The organism is Microbacterium sp. MYb64 (genome assembly GCF_002979495.1).
Classification (GTDB): Bacteria; Actinomycetota; Actinomycetes; order Actinomycetales; family Microbacteriaceae; genus Microbacterium; species Microbacterium azadirachtae_A.
The window spans coordinates 151,770-171,064 of record NZ_PCOW01000001.1 but is presented as its reverse complement, the minus strand read 5'-3'; the positions used below and the strand labels follow the sequence as shown (position 1 = coordinate 171,064).

Annotated in this window: 13 protein-coding genes; 3 read left to right on the top strand and 10 right to left on the bottom strand. The window is 69.9% G+C overall.

Going from position 1 to position 19,295, the window contains the following annotated elements; genetic code table 11:
- The first annotated feature begins 78 nt into the window (after positions 1–78).
- Entirely contained in the window at positions 79–1,032 is a 954-nt protein-coding gene (locus CQ044_RS00820; protein ID WP_105686184.1) for a Bax inhibitor-1/YccA family protein, read from the top strand.
- A gap of 69 nt (positions 1,033–1,101) precedes the next feature.
- Here the strand turns inward: CQ044_RS00820 and CQ044_RS00815 are convergent, their stop codons facing one another.
- Together CQ044_RS00815 and CQ044_RS00810 are read right to left on the bottom strand one after the other, a co-directional pair.
- Positions 1,102–2,376, bottom strand: coding sequence for an RNA polymerase sigma factor (locus CQ044_RS00815; RefSeq protein WP_105686182.1), 1,275 nt, complete (start codon positions 2,374–2,376; stop codon positions 1,102–1,104).
- 5 nt (positions 2,377–2,381) lie between these two features.
- Positions 2,382–2,807 (bottom strand): YciI family protein, encoded by a 426-nt coding sequence (locus CQ044_RS00810; protein ID WP_045273376.1) that lies wholly within the window; start codon positions 2,805–2,807, stop codon positions 2,382–2,384.
- A 117-nt stretch (positions 2,808–2,924) separates the two neighbouring features.
- On the opposite strand from CQ044_RS00810, the gene CQ044_RS00805 reads away from it, so the two are divergent.
- Positions 2,925–3,599, top strand: coding sequence for a DNA alkylation repair protein (locus tag CQ044_RS00805; protein ID WP_105686181.1), 675 nt, complete (start codon positions 2,925–2,927; stop codon positions 3,597–3,599).
- A 115-nt stretch (positions 3,600–3,714) separates the two neighbouring features.
- Here CQ044_RS00805 and guaA read toward each other — a convergent pair whose 3' ends face one another.
- The 7 genes from guaA to CQ044_RS00770 all read right to left on the bottom strand — a co-directional run bounded on the left by guaA (position 3,715) and on the right by CQ044_RS00770 (position 15,927).
- Positions 3,715–5,301: a glutamine-hydrolyzing GMP synthase gene (gene guaA / locus CQ044_RS00800; RefSeq protein ID WP_045273374.1), complete on the bottom strand. Its 1,587-nt coding sequence runs from the start codon at positions 5,299–5,301 to the stop codon at positions 3,715–3,717.
- On the bottom strand, positions 5,298–5,798 hold the full coding sequence (locus CQ044_RS00795) for a DUF3817 domain-containing protein (RefSeq protein ID WP_105686179.1): 501 nt from the start codon (positions 5,796–5,798) through the stop codon (positions 5,298–5,300). Before CQ044_RS00795 ends, guaA begins: the two co-directional genes overlap by 4 nt.
- Before the next feature lie 128 nt (positions 5,799–5,926).
- The gene (locus tag CQ044_RS00790; protein WP_105686178.1) at positions 5,927–10,948 is read right to left on the bottom strand and encodes an ExeM/NucH family extracellular endonuclease; all 5,022 of its coding nucleotides are present in this window, start codon (positions 10,946–10,948) and stop codon (positions 5,927–5,929) included.
- Between the two features lie 276 nt (positions 10,949–11,224).
- Positions 11,225–11,989: an SURF1 family protein gene (locus tag CQ044_RS00785; protein ID WP_105686513.1), complete on the bottom strand. Its 765-nt coding sequence runs from the start codon at positions 11,987–11,989 to the stop codon at positions 11,225–11,227.
- A gap of 88 nt (positions 11,990–12,077) precedes the next feature.
- Entirely contained in the window at positions 12,078–13,199 is a 1,122-nt protein-coding gene (locus CQ044_RS00780) for a GuaB3 family IMP dehydrogenase-related protein (RefSeq protein WP_105686176.1), read from the bottom strand.
- A gap of 200 nt (positions 13,200–13,399) precedes the next feature.
- Entirely contained in the window at positions 13,400–15,088 is a 1,689-nt protein-coding gene (locus CQ044_RS00775) for an ABC-F family ATP-binding cassette domain-containing protein (protein ID WP_105686175.1), read from the bottom strand.
- 194 nt (positions 15,089–15,282) lie between these two features.
- Entirely contained in the window at positions 15,283–15,927 is a 645-nt protein-coding gene (locus CQ044_RS00770) for a TetR/AcrR family transcriptional regulator (protein WP_105686173.1), read from the bottom strand.
- Between the two features lie 97 nt (positions 15,928–16,024).
- Between CQ044_RS00770 and CQ044_RS00765 the strand changes: the two genes are divergently transcribed.
- Positions 16,025–17,509, top strand: coding sequence for a DHA2 family efflux MFS transporter permease subunit (locus CQ044_RS00765; protein ID WP_258133079.1), 1,485 nt, complete (start codon positions 16,025–16,027; stop codon positions 17,507–17,509).
- A gap of 171 nt (positions 17,510–17,680) precedes the next feature.
- On the opposite strand, the gene guaB is transcribed toward CQ044_RS00765, so the two are convergent.
- Positions 17,681–19,183 (bottom strand): IMP dehydrogenase, encoded by a 1,503-nt coding sequence (guaB, locus tag CQ044_RS00760; RefSeq protein ID WP_105686170.1) that lies wholly within the window; start codon positions 19,181–19,183, stop codon positions 17,681–17,683.
- Positions 19,184–19,295 lie beyond the last annotated feature (112 nt).

Below are 19,295 nucleotides of genomic sequence, written 5' to 3'. Positions count from 1 at the left end.
GTACGTCAGTGCCGCTCAGAGGATCCGCCGCTATCGTAGAAGGAAGATGACCACCACTTCTGAGGAGTGAGGCCGACCATGAGCAACTTCGCCTTCAACAACCCGGCGTTCAAGGAGAAGGATCCGCGCGCCGTCGCGACCTATCCGGGAGGCCCGCAGGCGGGTGCCCAGAACGGGCAGTACGCGCCGCCGCCCGCCGGGCAGTTCGCGGCGCAGCAGGCCGCCGTGAACGCCAACCTCGAGGGGATGTACGCCTCTCCCCCGGCGGGCGCGATCGAGACCAACCGGATGACCGTCGAGGACACCGTGTGGAAGACCGCGGGCCTGTTCGCCATCCTGCTGGTCTTCGCCGTGATCGGCTGGTTCTTCACGCTCCCGGGCGGGGTCGTTCCCGATACCAACAATGCGGACGTCAAGAAAGCGGTGCTGGCCACGATCCAGATGTGGCCGTGGATCGTCGGCGCGATCGGCGGCTTCGCACTCGCGATGATCGTGAGCTTCACCTCGCGCAAGAAGGTGCGCCCTGCACTGATCGTCGCCTACGCGGCGTTCCAGGGCCTGTTCATCGGTGGCATCTCCGCGTACTTCGAGGTGCTGTACCCCGGAATCGTGCTGCAGGCCAGCCTCGCGACCGTCGCGGTCGTCGCGGTGACCCTCGCGCTGTTCGCCAGCGGCAAGGTGCGCGCTTCGGCGAAGATGACCAAGATCGTGATGATCGCGATGCTCGGCTACCTCGTCTTCTCGCTGCTGAACGTCGGACTGATGCTCTTCGGCGTGCTGCCGCAGAACCAGATGTTCGGCCTCCTCAGCCAGGTCAAGATCGGACCGGTCCCGCTCGGCCTCATCATCGGCGTGCTCGTGGTCTTCATGGCCGCCTACTCTCTCGTGATGGACTTCGACCAGATCCAGCAGGGCGTCCGCAACGGCGCCCCGCGCGTGTACGGCTGGCTCGGCGGCTTCGGCATCATGGTCACCGTGGTCTGGCTGTACGTCGAGATCCTGCGCATGATCGCGATCGCCAGATCCAACTAGCGCACGGTTCCACGACGAAGGCCGCTCTCCTCGGAGGGCGGCCTTCGTCGTGGGTGCGGATGGCCTTGCTCAGCCGCGCGCCTTCTGCTCGAGCAGCGCGCGCTCGCGGTCGTTACCCGCGAGCGCTGCGGCGACCGCGAACTCCGACCGCGCCTCCTCCTCGCGCCCGAGCCGCAGCAGCAGCTCGCCGCGGGTGGCGGGCAGCAGGTGGTACCCGCGCAGTGCACCGCCTTCGGCGAGGGCGTCGATGATGCGCAGCGCCGAGGCGGGTCCCGTGGCCATCGCGACCGCGGCGGCGCGGTTGAGCTCCACGACCGGCGACGGCGCGATCCGGCCGAGCGCCTCGTACAGCAGCACGATCGTTGCCCAGTCGGTCTCCTCGACTGTGGGCGCCACCGCATGGCATTCCGCGATCGCGGCCTGCAGCGCATAGGCGCCGCGCCCACGGCCGAACGCGTCCGCACGGGCCAGGGCGGCGCGTCCGCGCGCGATTCTGCCCCGATCCCACAGCCGGCGGTCCTGATCCGCGAGGAGCACCGGATCCCCGTGCGCATCGACCCGCGCCGGGAAGCGGGCGGCGGTGAGCTCCATGAGCGCCAGCAGCGCGTGCGCATCGGGCTCTCCGGGCAGGAGCGCGGCGAGCACCCTGGCGAGCCGGATCGCCTCGCGGCCCAGATCCGGACGCAGCAGGTCCTCCCCGGCAGTCGCCGCGTGCGCCTCGTTGAACACCAGGTACAGCACGCCGAGCACGGCGCCGAGCCGCGCCGGGAGATCCTCCCTCGACGGCACCTCGAACGGGGCCTTCGCCGCGGCGAGCGTCTTCTTGGCGCGCACGATCCGCTGCTGCACGGTCGCGGTCGGCACGAGGAAGGCGCGGGCGATCTGCTCGGTGCTGAGACCGCCGACCACGCGCAGCGTGAGCGCCACACGGGCCTCACGCGACAGCACGGGGTGACAGGCGATGAAGACGAGCCTCAGGACGTCGTCGTCGATCGCGTCCGGATCCCACGGCGGCGCATCGAGGGCGTCGTCCTGCTCCCGCGCGAGATCATGCGCGATCACCGCGAGCCGGTCGTCGTAGCGCTCTCTGCGCCGCCAGCCGTCGATCGCGCGGCGCTTGGCGACCGCCGTCAGCCACGCGGCGGGGTTCGCGGGGATGCCATCCTGCGGCCACTGCGCGAGCGCTTCCAGAAGCGCATCCTGGGCGAGGTCCTCCGCGAGCCCGAAGTCGCCGGTGTAGCGGGTCAGGGTCGCGACGATGCGCGCCGACTCGATGCGCCACACCGCGGCGACGGCGCGCTCCACCGGGGAGCCCGCCGTCGCCGTGGAATCGGATCCCGGCATGGTCCTCACTCGGCCGCGCGGGCGGCCGCCTCCTCGCGCCAGCCGGCCTCCTTCTGGATCCACTCGTTATCGGCCGGGAAGTCCTCCATCTCGGTGACGCGACGCACCTCGAGGTAGGCGCCGGCGCTGAGCGGAGCGCGCTTGGCCCACTCCGCCGCCTCCTCGCGCGTGGACACCTCGATGATCCAGAAGCCGTTGAACAGCTCCTTGGTCTCGCCGTAGGGGCCGTCGGTGACCAGCGGCGCCTCGGCGGAGAAGTCGACGACGAAGCCCTCGGCCGCGTCGGTGAGTCCCTCGCCGGCGATCAGCACGCCCGCCTTGATCATCGACTCGTTGTAACGACCCATCGCCGCGATGACCTCTTCGAACGGCATGTCCTCGTACGCCCGCACACCCTGCTCGTCCGCGCGCATGATCAGCATGAACTTCATGGTCTCTGTCTCCTCGTCTCAGGTCGTGTCTCGACCCTCTCACTGAAGACGTCGAACGAGAAGACGCCGGATCGACAGTCCGTCGAAGATTCTCCGAAAGATTTCTACACTGCTGATGTGACCTCCTCCTCGCCCCTCGCCGCCACCGTCCGAGAGGCCCTGCGCAACGCCGCGGATCCTGCCCTCGCCCCCGGCCAGCAGGCCTACATGAAGTCGGCCATGCCGTTCCTCGGCGTGCGGGTGCCCGAGGCCAGGCGGCTCACCAGGGAGGCCGCGCGCGGCATCGCGGATGCGGACGAGCTGCGCGATGCCGCGCTCGAGCTGTGGCGCAGCGCCGGCCACCGCGAGGAGCGCTATGCCGCGCAGGCGCTGATGGCCCTGCGGCCGCTGCGCGGGCGGCTGGACATGCTGGACGTGCACGAGGAGATGGTCCGCACCGGCGCCTGGTGGGACCACGTCGACGAGGTCGCGCACCGCCTCGCCGATCTCCTCGACGCGCATCCCGCCGAGCTGGCCGTGGAGCTGCGGGTCTGGGCCGACGACGAGGACTTCTGGATCCGCCGGGTCGCGATCATCGCGCAGCTGCAGCGCAAGGACGCGACCGACCGCGCGCTGCTCACCGACGCGATCGAGCCGAACATCGCGGATCCGGAGTTCTTCATCCGCAAGGCGATCGGCTGGGCGCTGCGGGACTTCGCTCGCACGGATCCCGAGTGGGTGCGCGCGTTCGTCGACGCCCACCCCGCCCTCTCCCCGTTGAGCCGACGCGAGGCGCTCAAGCACCTCGCCTGACCCGGAGCACCCTTCTTGTCCGCGAGACTGCAACTGGGCGACGAGAATGCGCTTGCGAACCGCATTCTCGTCGCCCAGTTGGAGTCTCGCCGTCAGCGGAGAGGGGGCTTCGGGGTCACTCCCACTCGATGGTTGCCGGCGGCTTCGAGGTCACGTCGAGCACGACGCGGTTGACCTCGCGCACCTCGTTCGTGATGCGGTTCGAGATCTTCGCGAGCACGTCGTACGGCAGGCGGGTCCAGTCGGCGGTCATCGCGTCCTCGGAGGAGACGGGGCGCAGCACGACAGGGTGGCCATAAGTGCGGCCGTCGCCCTGCACGCCCACGGAGCGCACGTCGGCGAGCAGCACGACAGGGCACTGCCAGATGGTCTGGTCGAGACCGGCGAGCGTCAGCTCTTCACGGGCGATCGCGTCGGCCTCGCGCAGGATCTCGAGGCGCTCTCGCGTGACCTCGCCGATGATGCGGATCCCGAGGCCCGGCCCGGGGAACGGCTGTCGTCCGACGATCGCGTCGGGGATCCCGAGCTCGCGGCCGATCGCGCGCACCTCGTCCTTGAACAGGGTGCGCAGCGGCTCGATGAGGTCGAAGTCGAGGTCATCGGGCAGGCCGCCCACGTTGTGGTGCGACTTGATGTTCGCGGTGCCCGCGCCGCCGCCGGACTCGACGACGTCCGGGTACAGCGTGCCCTGCACGAGGAACTTGACCTTCTCCCCGGAGGCCCTGGCCTCCTCGACGAGGTCGCGCTGCACCTGCTCGAAGGCGCGGATGAACTCGCGGCCGATGATCTTGCGCTTGGTCTCCGGATCCGTGACACCGGCGAGGTGCCCGAGGAACGTGTCCTCCGCGTCGACCGTGATCAGGCGCACGCCGGTCGAGGCGACGTAGTCGCGCTCGACCTGCTCGCGCTCGCCCTTGCGGAGCAGGCCGTGGTCGACGAAGACCGCGGTGAGCTGGTCGCCGATCGCCTTGTGCACGAGCGCCGTGGAGACGGCGGAGTCGACGCCGCCGGACATCGCGGAGATCACGCGGGCGTCGCCGACCTGGGCGCGGATGCGCTCGACCTGCTCGGCGATGACGTTGCCGCTGTTCCAGTCGGCAGGGAGTCCCGCACCCTTGTGCAGGAAGTTCTCGATGATCTCCTGACCGTGGTCGGAGTGCTTGACCTCGGGGTGCCACTGCACGCCGTAGAGCTTGCGCTCCTCGTCCGCGAACGCGGCGACCTTCGTCGAGCCGGTCGAGGCGAGCACCTCGAAGCCCTCGGGGGCGCGGGCGACCTGGTCGCCGTGGCTCATCCACACGTTCTGCTCGGCGGGCTGGCCGCCCAGCAGGGTGGAGTCGTTGACCGGGATCATCGCGTCGGTGGCGCCGTACTCGCGCAGGCCCGTGTTCGCGACCTCGCCGCCGAGCGTGCGAGCCATGTACTGGAAGCCGTAGCAGATGCCCAGGGTCGGGACCCCGAGCTCGAACACGGCCGGGTCCAGCTGCGGCGCGCCCTCCTCGTAGACCGAGGACGGACCGCCGGAGAGGATCAGGGCGACCGGGTTCTTCGCCGCGATGTCGGCGGCGGTCGCGGTGTGCGGCACGATCTCGCTGTAGACGCCGGCCTCGCGGACGCGGCGGGCGATCAGCTGCGCGTACTGCGCACCGAAGTCGACGACGAGGGCGGGGCGCTGCTCGGTGTCGGGAGTGTTGTCGGTCAACGGGCACCTTCCGTGGCGGGAGTGGTCGAGGTCTGCTCAGGCTCGGTCCCTGAGCCTGTCGAAGGGTCGCGGGCGGCGAGATACGCCTTCACCTCACGAGCGACGCGGGTCTCCATGATGAAGGAGAGGAACGGCACGACGCCGCCGAGGGCGAGCATGATGAAGCGGAGGAACGGCCAGCGCATCAGGCTCCACACCCGGAAGCAGGCGAAGAGGTAGACGACGTAGAACCAGCCGTGCGCGACCAGGATCCCCATCGAGAGGTTCAGGCCGTTGCCCGTGGATTCGAGGCCGCCGTGCAGGCCCTCGACGACCGGGGCGAACCAGAGGAAGCCGCCGGATCCGCCCGCGAAGAGCTCGAGGTGGATCGGGGTGTACTTGAGGACCATCTCCGTGACCAGGAGCAGGAGCATGACGCCGGTGATCACAGAAGCGATCTGGTAGAACTTCAGCGCCCCGCGGATGGCCGGGAAGCTCGCGGCTTTCGGTTCGGGCATGGTTCCAGTCTAAACGCCGGACCTGTGCACGATTCCCGGGCCCCTGGAACGACGGCCGGGGGCAGGGAGAACGACGAGGGCCGCCGGATCCGAGGATCCGACGGCCTTCGCAGGTCAGCGCGGGAGGATCACTCCGCGCGCAGGCGACGGCGGGCGACGATCAGGCCCAGGCCGAGTGCGAGCAGCACCGCGGCGAGGAGCAGGAACGAGCCCGAGTCCGCACCGGTCAGTGCAAGACCGCCTCCGCCGGCGGATCCCGCCGCGGCGACCGTGATCGCCGCGGTGATCTGGGAGCCGTCCGCCAGGATCGCGACCACGTGGTGCTCACCGGGGGTGGTGCCAGCGGGGATCGTGATGGTCGCCGAGAACGCGCCGTCCCCGTCGGTCGTCACGGAACCCAGCGAGACCGGAGTGGAGTGCAGCTCGAGCGCGATGGCCTGGTTCTCATCGAGACCTGCTCCCGCGATCGTGACACTGCCGCCCGCGGCGACCGTGGAGGAGCCGAGCTTGAGCTGGCCCTTGCCTCGGACGACGGTGACGGCAGCGGTCGCCTCGTCGCCGTCGGCCTGGGTCGCGGCGACGAGGTAGTCGCCGCCCTTGGTCGAGCGCGGCACCACCGGCGACACGGAGAACCTGCCGTCATCGCCGACCTTGACGGTGCCGAGGTCGATGACCGTGCCCTTCTTGCCCTGCTCGCGCAGCTGCAGCGTCAGCGTCTCGCCGGGCTCGAAGGCCTGGCCGGTCAGCGTCAGCTTCTCGCCCGCGAGGACCTTAGCCGCCCCGACCGAGACGGTGCCGTTGAAGGATCCGGTGTCGGATCCGGCGACCGTGATCGGCAGCTGCACCGAGGTTCCGGTGCCGGCGACCGAGACGTGCAGAGCCTGCGCGCCGGTCACGCCCTCGGGGATCGTGAACGTGAGCGTGGCCGTGCCGGCCTCGTCGAAGGCGTCCACCGTCATGGCCGGGTTCACCGGAGCCGTGACCAGATCCTTGCCGCCGAGCGAGACCGTCACGTCACCGGGGGCCTTCTCCCCCGCGGTGAACGCGAGCGAGCTGAGGTTCAGCGTGACGCTCTCCCCTGCCTTGTAGCCGGCCGCATCGGCGGGAGCCGAGAGCACCGTGCCGACCGCGCGCTGGGCGAGGTCCGGGGACGCCGTCTTGTTCGCCGCGAACCAGTCGACCATCGACTGCAGGTCCACCTTGCCGGTGTCCTTCTTGTCGGTGCCCTGCTGGAACGCGGTGAACGCGTCGCCGCCCGCTGCGAGGAAGGCGTTCGCCCCCACCGTGTAGGTCGCGGCCGCATCGATCGGTGCGCCGTTCACGAAGATGCCCGTGATGTGCGACCCCGCCGCGGCGGCCGGGTCGTACGTGTAGGTCAGCTCCTTGGAGACGCCGAGCTTGAGGAACGGACGTGCCGAACCCGTGGGCTGCCACTGCTGCTCGAGCACCTGCTTCACCTGCGCTCCGGTGAGCTTCACCGTCATGAGCGTATTGGCGAAGGGCTGCACGGTCGCGGCCTCCTTGTAGCTCACGCTGCCGTCCGCATCCCCCGCGCCGCTCGACGCGTAGGTGAGGTTGGCGCGCAGACCACCCGGGTTCATGACCGCGAAGTCCGCACCCGTGGACCACTTCTGCACGTCGGCGACGAAGTTGCCCAGGGTGGACTCGCCACCGCGGTTCTCCGTCTTGCCGTCGCTCTGTCGAGCCCGGTTGAAGTCGGCGGTGATGTCGCCGAGCTTGACGGAGCCCAGCTCGGCGGCCTTCGCCTTCGCCGCGTCCACGATCGCCTGAACCTCGGGATCGGCCGGGAAGGCGGGCTTGCCGCCCACCGTGAGCGGCTTGATCTCGTTGGTGATCGAGAGCAGCTTCTTCGTGGTCGGGTCGACCTTGATGTCCATCAGGCCCAGGTTCTCGCCGTACTGGCCGGCGGAGACCACCGGACGTCCGTCGATCACGTGGTTGTACGCGAGGTGAGTGTGCGCCGAGACGATCGCGTTCACACTCTTGTCGACGCCGTTCACGATCTCGCCCAGACGCGACTCGGGGGTGATGCTGGCCACGTCGGTCGTGGTCGCGCCCTCGTGCACGAGCAGGATGATCACGTCGGCCTCGCCGTTGGAAGCGTCGCCGTCGCGCAGCTGCTTCGCGACCTTGTTCACCGACTCGGGGATGCTGCGGACCTCGAGGCCCTTCATCCCGTCCGGCGAGACGAGGGTCGGCAGATCCTCGGTGACGGCTCCGATGAAGCCCACCTTGACGCCCTTGATGTCCTTGACCCAGGCCGGGGTGAGCGCGGGCTCGCCGGTGGCGGTGAGGAACACGTTCGAGCTGAGGTAGGTCCAGTCCGCGCGCTTCTCCACACGATCGCGGAGGTCGGCGTAGCCCTGGTCGAACTCGTGGTTGCCCGCCGCGCTCACATCGAGACCGGCCGCGTTGAGCGCGTCGATCGTCGGGTTGTCCTGCTGGATGAAGGACGTGAACGTGGAGGCGCCGATGAGGTCGCCCGCGGCCGCGAAGATCGTGTTCGGGTTCTGCGCCCGGATCTGCTCGACCGCGCCGGCCAGCACCGCGGCTCCGGCGGCGGCGCCGTCGGCCTCGATGCGACCGTGGAAGTCGTTGATCGTCGCGACGTTGATGTCGATCGGATCCGCCGCGCCCTTGACGCCGACCAGGATCGGGTCATGGTCGCTGGAGCGGTACGGCGTACCGGACTCGGTGGCGGCGAACGCGTAACCGCGGTCGCTCCACTCCGGGGAGTTGATGTTCCAGACCCCGGCGCCGGTGATGGCCTTCGCCGCGGACGGCGAAGCGATCACGTGGTCGAGGGATCCGAGCTCGCCGTCGAACGAGTAGGTGTACTGTCCTGCGGCGTGCGTCGGCTCGACGTCGGTCCACCCGGCCTGGGTGAAGACGTCGATCGGGTCCTCCTTGCCGTAGGCGTTGAAGTCTCCGACGAGGAAGACGTCATCGCTGCCGGAGTCCTTCTGCACCTGCTGCGCGAACGCGAGCTCGGCCTTGGCCTGCGCGACGCGGTCGGCGTTGAAGAAGCCCTGGCCGTCGGCCGGCTCCGGGCCCGCGTTCTGCGGCGGGGACTTCGACTTGAGGTGCGTCGTGACGACGGACAGCACGCGCCCCTGGGCGGTCTGGAACGACTGCGCGATCGGCTCGCGGGCGTTGCCGAAGACGGTCTCGTCGACGATGGTCGACGCGTCGCCCTTGAGCGTGACGGACGCCTTCTTGTAGATGATCGCGGTCGTGATCGCGTCGGTGATCGACGGGTCGTTCAGCGCCGCGGGCGTGCGGACGTAGTCCCACACCTCGGATCCGGCCGCGTCGTTGAGCCCCTGCACGAGGTTCTGCAGCGGAGCGTCGAGCGCGAGGCCGAACTTCGGTCCGTTCTCGACCTCCATGAGACCGACGACGTCGGCGCCCAGGCCGTTGATCGCCGAAACGATCTTGGAGCGCTGGATCTGGAACTGCGCGTCGGTCTTGGCGCCGCGGGCGTTCGCGTCCTGGCTCGAGAGCGTCGTGAAGAAGTTGTAGACGTTGAACGACGCCACCTTCACGTCTCCCCCGACGGCCGGAGGTGCGGCCGGGCGCGGGTTCTCGCTGCCGAAGGTCGGCTTGTGCGACGCATCGCTGGTGCCGGAGATCGGCACCACCGGCTGCAGGCGCCAGTCGTCGAAGCCGTACTGCAGGACCTCGCCCTCGGCGGGGAAGTTCACGGTGTCACCGTTGCGGACGACCGTGTCCTTCGTGAAGTACGGCTGGCCGCCGGTGTGGCCGCCCTTGCCGATCTGCGAGGACCAGCCGTCGTCGAGCAGGATCCGGTTCGCGCGGTTCGCGGCTGTGATCGCGTCGGCGTCGGCGCCGGGGCGCGCGAGCTCTGTGGCCTTGACGTTGAGCTTGTCGCCCGCGTTGAGCCACAGCGCGCCGTAGTTGTAGAGCTGGTGGCTGGAGGCGAGCTTGTAGGTGCCGGTGGGCGCGACGAGCATGTTCTCGTACGCCTCGCGGTCGGCGCCGCGCACGCTGTCGGGCAGTGCGACCGGCTGCGGCACGCCTGCGCCGGCCGTCACGACCGAGACGTCCCCGACCGCGGCCGGGTTGATCTGGGTCTGACCGAAGTACTCCGAGACCTTGCCGGTCACGGTGACGAGGTCGCCGCGCGCCACGGACGGGGCGAGTGCGTTCAGATAGACGAAGATGCCGTCCGAGGCGCCGTCGGTCTTGACGTCCCCGCCGGTGCCCTCGGTCTGGATCGTGATGCCCTTGTATCCACCGGTGCGGTAGTCGCCGGTCACGATGCCCTGCACGGTGACGGTCTGGTCGACGAGCGGCGACGTGTCGGTGGTGCCCTGCACCTCGGCGATGGTCTTGGTCTCGCCGGGAGCCTGGGTGTCGGTCGGCGTCGGGGTCGGGGTCGGCTCCGGACCGGTACCGGGGTCGGTCGGGAACTCGGCCGCCGCGGACGTGTTCTTCGGGGTGAGCGTGGCGGACAGCGTGAAGTCGGCGCTGTTCGAGTCGGTATCGGCCCCGTTCGTCCGGTTGAGGGACTTGACGTCGGTGTTGCCTGCGGGGGCCGTGGCGGCTGCGCCCTCGAAGGTGTTGGACGTGCCGTAGCCGAGCAGGTCGATCACATCGCCGTTGCCGGTGACGGATCCGGTCGGGAGTGTGATGGCCGAGGCGCCCTTGACCAGCGCGATCGTGCCGGCGCTGCCGCTCGGGTTCAGGCCGCTGGTCAGGTCGGGCGTCGGCAGGGCCTCGCCGTTCGTTCCGTTGGTGCCGCCCTGGATGAGGTAGTAGCCGCCCGCGGCGATCGTGCCGGAGAGCGCGAAGGCGCCGGTCGAGCTGCCGGTGCCGCCCGCAGACCGGTACTGCAGGGACAGCCCGTCGAGCGCGACCGCGTCGTGCGTCGGGTTGTAGAGCTCGACGAACTTGTTCTTGTAGGCCGCGCCGGCGCTGCCGCCGGAGAGGTAGGCCTCGTTGATCACGACACCGGTACCGGTCGTGTCGGCGAACGCCGGAACGGCCGCGAGGCAGCCGAAGCTCAGCGCCGCGACGGTGGTCGCGGCGAGGGCGCCGAGTCGCGCCCCTCTTCTGCGGAACGACGAGGGAACCATGCGGTTCTCTCCATCGGGGACGGACTTCATCAGCGCTGCCTCCACGGAACGGATGCGACGGCTCCCGGTCGGGATCGTCGGTGCGCAGCGCATTCGGGCGGCCGCACACCCCACCGACGATAGGCGAGGCTATGGACCCTCTTCAAGGAAGATATGCACTGGCTGAAAGCTGTTCACCGGCTCGTCACCAACGGGGGACTGGGGTCGCGGCAGGGCGTCCGCGCGAACGCGCACCCGTGCCGATTTCCGCGCTCAGAAGTGCACCTCTGGAGTGCGCAGAAGAGCGCAGAAAGGACTCGGTCCGCCTCAGTCCGCGGCGCTGTTGCGCTCTTCGAACTCCTCGACCTCGCGCTCCCAGGCGTCCTTGGCCAGGCGGTACCAGAGGTAGAACGCGAAGCCGGCGAAGATCGCCCACTCCACGGCGTAGAAGATGTTCAGCCAGTTGACCGAGGAATGCTCCTCGGGCGCCGGCGAGGAGATCGTGTCGAGACCGCCGAGCGGGGTGCCCGAGGCCAGGTACGGCCGGTAGACGTCCAGTTCGGCGGTGTCGTGCCAGAAGCCGAGCAGCGCCGCGGGAGACATCCGGTCCATGCGCGCGGGCTGGTCCTGCGGCGGCGCGACGGGGCCCTCGTCCGAGATGAGACGCCCAGTGACCGTGAGGACGGATCCGTCCGCCGTCTTCTCCAGTCGCTGCACCGCGGCCTCAGCGGCCTTCTCGTCGGGGGCCCATCCGATCGCCACGGCGAGAGAGGTGGGCTTCGCCGTGCCGGCGATCCGCAGCTGACCGGTCACCCAGTACCCCTCAGCCCCGTCGTTGAAGCGCGACGAGACGACGAGGAAGTCGCCAGGGACCCAGGATCCGCTGGTCTCGGCGCGCTGCCCGACAAGGGGCCCGTCGAGGTAGGCTCCCGGCTTCACCACCTGGTCGATCGGCAGCACCTTCTCGGTGGCTCCGGGCGCGGGCGGGTTCGTGTCGATCGCGCGGCCGAGCTGCCACTGGCCGAGCCAGGCGAACACCCCGGCGACCACCAGGCACAGCAGCAGCATGCCGATCCAGCGGCCGCGCAGCATCACCTCGCGCAGGGTCGGCGGGAACTCGGCTGCTGAGGCGACGGGGCGCTGCGGAGATGACACGGGAGGGTTCAAGAACGGCGGGCGTTCAGGACTCGTAGGGAGACAGCACGACCTCGACGCGCTGGAACTCCTTGAGATCGGAGTAGCCCGTGGTCGCCATCGACTTGCGGAGGGCGCCGATGAGGTTGGCGGTGCCGTCGGCCACGGGGGCCGGGCCGTACAGGATCTCCTCGAGCGTCGCGACGCCGTCGACCGCCACACGACGGCCGCGCGGCAGCTTCGGGTGGTGCGCTTCGGGACCCCAGTGGAAGCCCTGACCCGGCGCGTCCGTGGCACGGGCGAGGGCGACGCCGAGCATGACCGCGTCGGCGCCCATCGCGAGCGCCTTGACGATGTCGCCCGAGGTGCCCACACCCCCGTCGGCGATCACGTGCACGTAGCGTCCGCCCGACTCGTCGAGGTAGTCGCGGCGCGCCGCGGCGACGTCGGAGACCGCGGTGGCCATCGGAGCGTGGATGCCCAGCGTGGCGCGCGTGGTGGAGGCCGCTCCCCCGCCGAAGCCGACGAGCACGCCCGCAGCGCCCGTGCGCATGAGGTGCAGGGCCGCGGTGTAGGTGGCGGCGCCGCCGACGATCACGGGGACGTCGAGGTCGTAGATGAACTTCTTCAGGTTCAGGGGCTCGGCGACGCTCGACACGTGCTCGGCCGAGACGGTCGTGCCGCGGATGACGAAGAGGTCGACGCCCGCCTCGACCACGGTCTGGTACAGCTCCTGGGTGCGCTGCGGCGTGAGGGATCCGGCGACCGTGACACCGGCGTCGCGGATCTCCGCCAACCGCGCCTTGATCAGCTCGGGCTTGATCGGCTCGGCGTAGAGCTCCTGCATGCGCGAGGTCGCGCTGGCCTCGTCGAGGCCCGCGATCTCTGCGAGCAGCGGTTCCGGATCCTCGTACCGGGTCCACAGGCCCTCGAGGTCGAGCACACCCAAGCCGCCGAGCTGACCCAGCATGATCGCCGTGCGGGGGCTGATCACCGAGTCCATCGGGGCGCCGAGCACGGGGATCTCGAACGGGAACGCGTCGATCGTCCACGCGGTGGACACGTCCTCCGGGTTGCGGGTGCGCCGCGACGGCACCACCGCGATGTCGTCGAACGTGTATGCGCGGCGCGCGCGCTTGCCTCGGCCGAGCTCGATCTCCTGGGTCACGAACCCAGCCTACCCGGGTTGCCCCTGTGGCTCAGCGGGCCGGAGCTCCCGCCGGTGCGGGCCCGCGCCTGCGCCAGCGCCGGTGCGACGGATGCAGGATCGCGCGACGGATGCACGACCGGATGCGCGGATCCGTCGTGCATCCGTCGCATCGTCGTGCATCCGTCGCCGCGTTCGAGAGCGGGCGCGCGGCACGGGTCTCAGCGGGCGCGGGCGACGCGGCGCTCGTCCCACACCGGGGCGTCCGACTCGTAGACGCCGCCGTCCTCGCCGAACACGAGGAAACGGTCGAACGAACGCGCGAACCAGCGATCGTGAGTGACCGCCACGACCGTGCCCTCGAACCTCGCGATCGCGTCCTCGAGCGCCTCGGCCGACTCGAGGTCGAGGTTGTCGGTCGGCTCGTCGAGGAGGAGCAGGGTCGCGCCGGACAGCTCGAGCAGCAGCACCTGGAACCGGGCCTGCTGCCCGCCGGAGAGCTGCGAGAACTCCTGCTGCGCCTGGCGCACCAGCCCATAGCGGTCGAGCGCCGAGCTGGCGGCCTCCCGGGGCATCCCCGCCCTGCGGTCGTCGCCGCGGTGCAGGATCTCGAGCAGCGTGCGTCCGGCGAACTCCGGGTGCGCGTGCGTCTGCGCGAACAGCCCCGGCACGACGCGCGCGCCCAGCACCGCCGTGCCGGCGTGGGCGACCTCGTCGAGCCGCTCGCCCTCACCCGTGAGATGTCCGAGAGTCGGATCGGGGTCGCTGCCGCCGCGGGCCAGCAGCCGCAGGAAGTGCGACTTGCCGGATCCGTTCGAGCCCAGCACGGCCACACGGTCGCCGAACCAGAGCTCGGCGTCGAACGGCCGCATGAGTCCGGTCAGCTCGAGATCGGTGCAGACGATCGCGCGCTTGCCCGTGCGGGCACCCCGCAGCCGCATGTCGAAGTCCTGCGCGGGCGGGCGCTCCTCAGGCGGACCCGCCTCTTCGAACTTCCGCAGCCTCGTCTGCGCCGCCTGGTAGCGCGAGGCGAAGCCGTCGTTCGCGGACGCCTTGACCTTGAGGTTCGCGACCAGGGTCTTCAGCTTCTCGTGCTGCTCGTCCCAGCGCCGGCGCAGCTCGTCGAGCCGGTCCATCCGGTCGATCCGTGCCTGATGATAAGTGGCGAACCCGCCGCCGTGCACCCACGCGGTCGCCCCCGCACCGCCCGGCTCGAGCGTGACGATGCGGTCGGCCGCCCTGGCGAGCAGCTCGCGGTCGTGCGACACGAGCAGCACGGTCTTCGGCGTCTCGCGCAGTCGCTCCTCGAGCCAGCGCTTGCCCGGCACATCGAGATAGTTGTCCGGCTCGTCGAGCAGCAGCACGTCATCGGGGCCGAGCAGCAGCGCCTCGAGCGCGAGCCGCTTCTGCTCACCGCCGGAGAGCGTCGCGAGATCGCGGAACCGCGCCCGCTCGAACGGGATGCCGAGGGCGGCGACCGTGCACTGGTCCCAGACCGTCTCGTGCTCGTATCCGCCGGCATCCGCGTATTCGGCGATCGCCGTCGCGTACCGCATCTGCGTGGGCTCGGTGTCGTCCTCGATGAGGGCGTTCTCCGCAGCCTCGAGCGCCTCCGCAGTCGCCCGGATGCGTGCGGGCGAGACGGCGATGAGCAGCTCGTGCACGGTCTGCCCTTCGCTGCCGTGGCCGACGAACTGGTCCATCACGCCGAGGGATCCGTCGATCGTCACGACACCGGCGTCGGTCGCCTGTTCGCCGCGGATGATCCGCAGGATCGTGGACTTTCCGGCACCGTTCGGGCCGATCAGGGCGCTTGTGGATCCGGCGCCGACGCGGAACGAGGCCTCGTCGAGCAGGGGGCGGCCGTCGGGCAGGGTGAGCGAGACGCCGGCGACATCGATGTATCCCACGGTGGTGGTCCTTCCGCCCGCGCGCGTGTGCGCGATAGCGAGCCGACCAGGCTATCAGGATCGACGGCGTCGCGCGGTATGCGCGACACCTGCAGGATCGCTCGACGCCTGCAGGGCTGAATCACCGGATCCGTCCGGCATGTGTCGCAGCATCGTGCATCCGTCGCAGCCCCGCGGGGTCGCTGCTCCGCCGGCTAGAGACGGTGCTCGTTGCGCGGCAGCACCTCGAGCACATGCGGCAGCTTGTTCGGGAAGCACGCGCGGAACAACTCGGTGATCTGCGGATCGGATCCGTAGTCGTCGACGATCCGCAGGCCGATCATGGTGCTGATCAGCATGCCCTCGGCGAGGAAGGTGCGGGCCTCGTCGGCGTCGAGGCCGACCTCGTCGCGGAAGAAGCGCCAGACCCGGACGAATCCCTGACGCGCGGCGGCGCCGATGGCCGGGTTGCTGCCGAGCAGGTAGGCGTGCGCGAGGGTCTGGTGGAGCCCGCGCACCTCGATGAGATCGACATAGGCCTCTCCGATGCGCTTGCCGACCGGACGCTCCCCTTCTTCGTCCGACGCCGCGAGGGCCTCCCGGAAGACCGAGAGCAGGCGGTCGAGGGAGAACTCGATCGTCGCCAGGAAGAGGTTCTCCTTGGATCCGAACAGACGCACCACATACGGCTGGCTGACGCCGGCGGCCTTGGCCACCTGATCGGTCGTGGCGCCCTCGTAGCCGCGCGAACCGAAGACCGTGAGCGCGGCGAGGATGATCTGCGCGCGGCGCTCCTGGGAGGAGAGGCGGCGGCCGGGCTCCTCGCCGACGTCGGGATCCGTGGAGGCTGCTGAGGTCATGGCGAAAGGTTATCAGCGAATGACTTGACTTTGTAATCATTCGATTACTACATTGACTCCAGCGCTAGTAATCATCCAATTACAACTGGAGCTTCCCATGACCGTTCCCTCGCCCGCACCGGCCGCTCGCCGGAGCCGGTCCGCCCTGATGCCACGGCGTTCGCGCCCGGTCGCGCTCATCATCGCCGCAGCCTCTCTGCCGATGTTCATGGCGACCCTCGACAACCTCGTCATGACCAACGCCCTCCCGGTGCTGCACCGCGAGATGGGCGCCACGATCGAGCAGCTGCAGTGGTTCGTGAACGCCTACACGCTGGCGTTCGCCGGGGCGATCCTCATCGCCTCCGCACTCGGCGACCGGTTCGGCCGCCGCACCGTTTTTGCACTCGGCATCGCCCTGTTCGGGGCGGGTTCGCTGTTCGCCGCACTCAGCTCAGATCCGGGCCAGCTCATCGCCGCCCGCGCCGTGCAGGGACTGGGCGCGGCCGCCGTCATGCCGCTCTCCCTCGCCCTGCTCACCGGAGCAGTGCCGGCCCCACGACGCCCGCTCGCGATCGGCATCTGGGGCGGCGTCTCCGGACTCGGCGTCGCCGTCGGACCGCTCATCGGCGGCGCGATCATGGAGGGCTGGAACTGGCAGGCGATCTTCTGGATCAACGTGCCCATCGCCGTGATCGCGATCCCCCTCGCCCTGATCGTGCTCAGCAACGACTTCGGCGCGCGGGTGCGCATCGACGTGCCGGGCGCGGTGCTCGCGGCCGGCGGCGTGCTCGCGCTGGTGCACGCGATCGTGCGCGGCAACGACGACGGCTGGGACACGGTCGGCGTGATCGCCGAGCTCGCCCTGGGCGGCGCGCTCATGATCGCCTTCCTCATCTGGCAGCTGCGCTCGGCCGCGCCGCTGATGCCGTTGCGGCTCTTCCGGGACCGGTCGTTCTCGATCACGAACGTCGTCGGCTTCGCGTTCAGCTTCGGAACGTTCGGATCCGTCTTCATCCTCATCCAGTTCCTGCAGGTGGTGCAGGGGGCCACCCCGCTCGAGGCCGCCGTGCAGACCACGCCCTGGACGCTCGCACCGATGTTCGTGGCGCCGCTCGCGGGCCTGATCGCCCCTCGCGTCGGCACACGGGTGCTGCTCGTCACGGGCCTGCTGCTGCAGGGCGTCGCGCTGGGCTGGCTGGCCGCGCTCCTCGCCACGGACGTGCCCTACGCCGACCTCGTCGCACCCTTCATCCTCGCCGGCATCGGCATGGGGCTCGTGTTCGCCCCCTCCGCGACGGCATTGCTCGCCACGCTCGGCCTCGTCGACCACGCCAAGGCCTCCGGCGTGAACTCCACGCTCCGCGAGCTGGGCGTCGCCCTCGGCACCGCCGTGATGACGGCGATCTTCGTCGGCGCCGGCGGACAGCTGCTGCCCGATCACTACGTCGACGCCGCCCGCCCTGCCGTGTTCACGGGAGCCGCGGTGCTGCTCGTCGCCGCCGTCATCGCGTTCTGGCTGCCTGCCGGGAAGGGCGGCCACACGGACGGAGAGGTCGTGGCCGAGACGGAGTCTGCCGAGGCGGAGCCCGTCTCTGCCTGAGGGACGACGAAGGCCCCGGATCCGTGAGGATCCGGGGCCTTCGTCATCGGAGGTTTCGGCGCGGTCGCGCTTCGCGCGTCCGGTTCCTGAGCGAGCGGAGCGAGACGAAGGGCGCTCCACCTTGAGTCCAGCCGCGTCAACGCCGCTGCGCGGCATCGACCCGATCTGGACTCAACGCTTGTAGTTCGGCGCCTCGACCACGATCTGCACGTCGTGCGGGTGCGACTCCTTGAGCCCGGCCGCGGTGATGCGGACGAACTTGCCCCGGGTCTTGAGCTCCTCGATCGTGCGCGCACCGACGTAGAACATCGACTGGCGAAGACCGCCGACGAGCTGGTACGCGACAGCGGCCAGCGGGCCGCGGTAGGGCACCTGGCCCTCGATGCCCTCGGGAATGAGCTTGTCGTCGCTGGGCACGTCCGCCTGGAAGTAGCGGTCCTTCGAGTAGGACGTCTGCTTGCCGCGGGTCTGCATCGCGCCGAGCGAGCCCATCCCGCGGTACAGCTTGAACTGCTTGCCGCCCTGGAAGACGATCTCGCCCGGGGACTCCTCGGTGCCGGCGAGCAGGGAGCCGAGCATCACGGCGTCGGCACCGGCGACGAGCGCCTTGGCGATGTCGCCCGAGTACTGCAGGCCGCCGTCCGCGATGACCGGGATGCCGGCGGGGCGAGCGGCGAGCGACGCCTCGTACACGGCCGTGACCTGAGGAACGCCGACACCCGCGACGATGCGCGTGGTGCAGATGGAACCGGGGCCGACCCCGACCTTGACGGCGTCCACGCCGGCGTCCACGAGCGCCTGAGCGCCCTCGCGGGTCGCGACGTTGCCGCCGATGATGTCGATGTGCGCGAAGGACGGATCCGCCTTGAGCCGCTTGACGAGGTCGATCACGCCCTGGGACTGACCGTTGGCGGTGTCGACGACGAGCACGTCCACGCCCTTGTCGCGCAGAGCCTCGGCGCGCTCCCAGGCATCGCCGAAGAAGCCGATCGCGGCGCCCACCCGAAGGCGGCCCTGGTCGTCCTTCGTGGCGAGCGGGTACTTCTCGCTCTTGTCGAAGTCCTTGATGGTGATGAGGCCTGCGAGCTTGCCGCCGTCGTCGATGAGCGGGAGCTTCTCCACGCGGTGCTTCGCGAAGAGCGCGATGACCTGCTCTGCGGCCACGCCGACGGGCGCGGTCACGAGGTTCTCGCTCGTCATCACGTCGCGGGCGAGCGTGGTCTGCTTCGCGGACCCGGAGACGAACCGCATGTCGCGGTTCGTCACGATGCCGAGCAGGCGCCCGTCGGGATCCACCACCGGCAGGCCGGAGATGCGGTACTTCGCGCACATCGCGTCGACCTCGGCGATCGTCGCGTCAGGGGTCGTCGTGATCGGATCCGTGATCATGCCGGACTCGCTGCGCTTGACACGGTCCACCTGCGCGGCCTGATCGGCGATCGACAGGTTGCGGTGCAGGATGCCCAGGCCGCCCTCGCGCGCCATGGCGATGGCCATGCGCGCCTCGGTCACGGTGTCCATGGCGCTGGAGAGCAGGGGCGTCGCGACGGAGATGCGGCGCGTCACGCGCGACGAGGTGTCCGCCTCGCTCGGGATCACATCCGTATGCCCCGGCAGAAGCAGAACGTCATCGTAGGTCAATCCGACAAAACCGAACGGGTCGTGCTGCTCCATGGGTTGCGGGGCTCCTCTTCTCGCGCGCGTGTATCGATTCTAAGCGCCGCCAGAGGTGCGGTATTCCCAGGAATGGAGCTCGCGGAGCGGACCCCCGGGAAACCGACGCGGC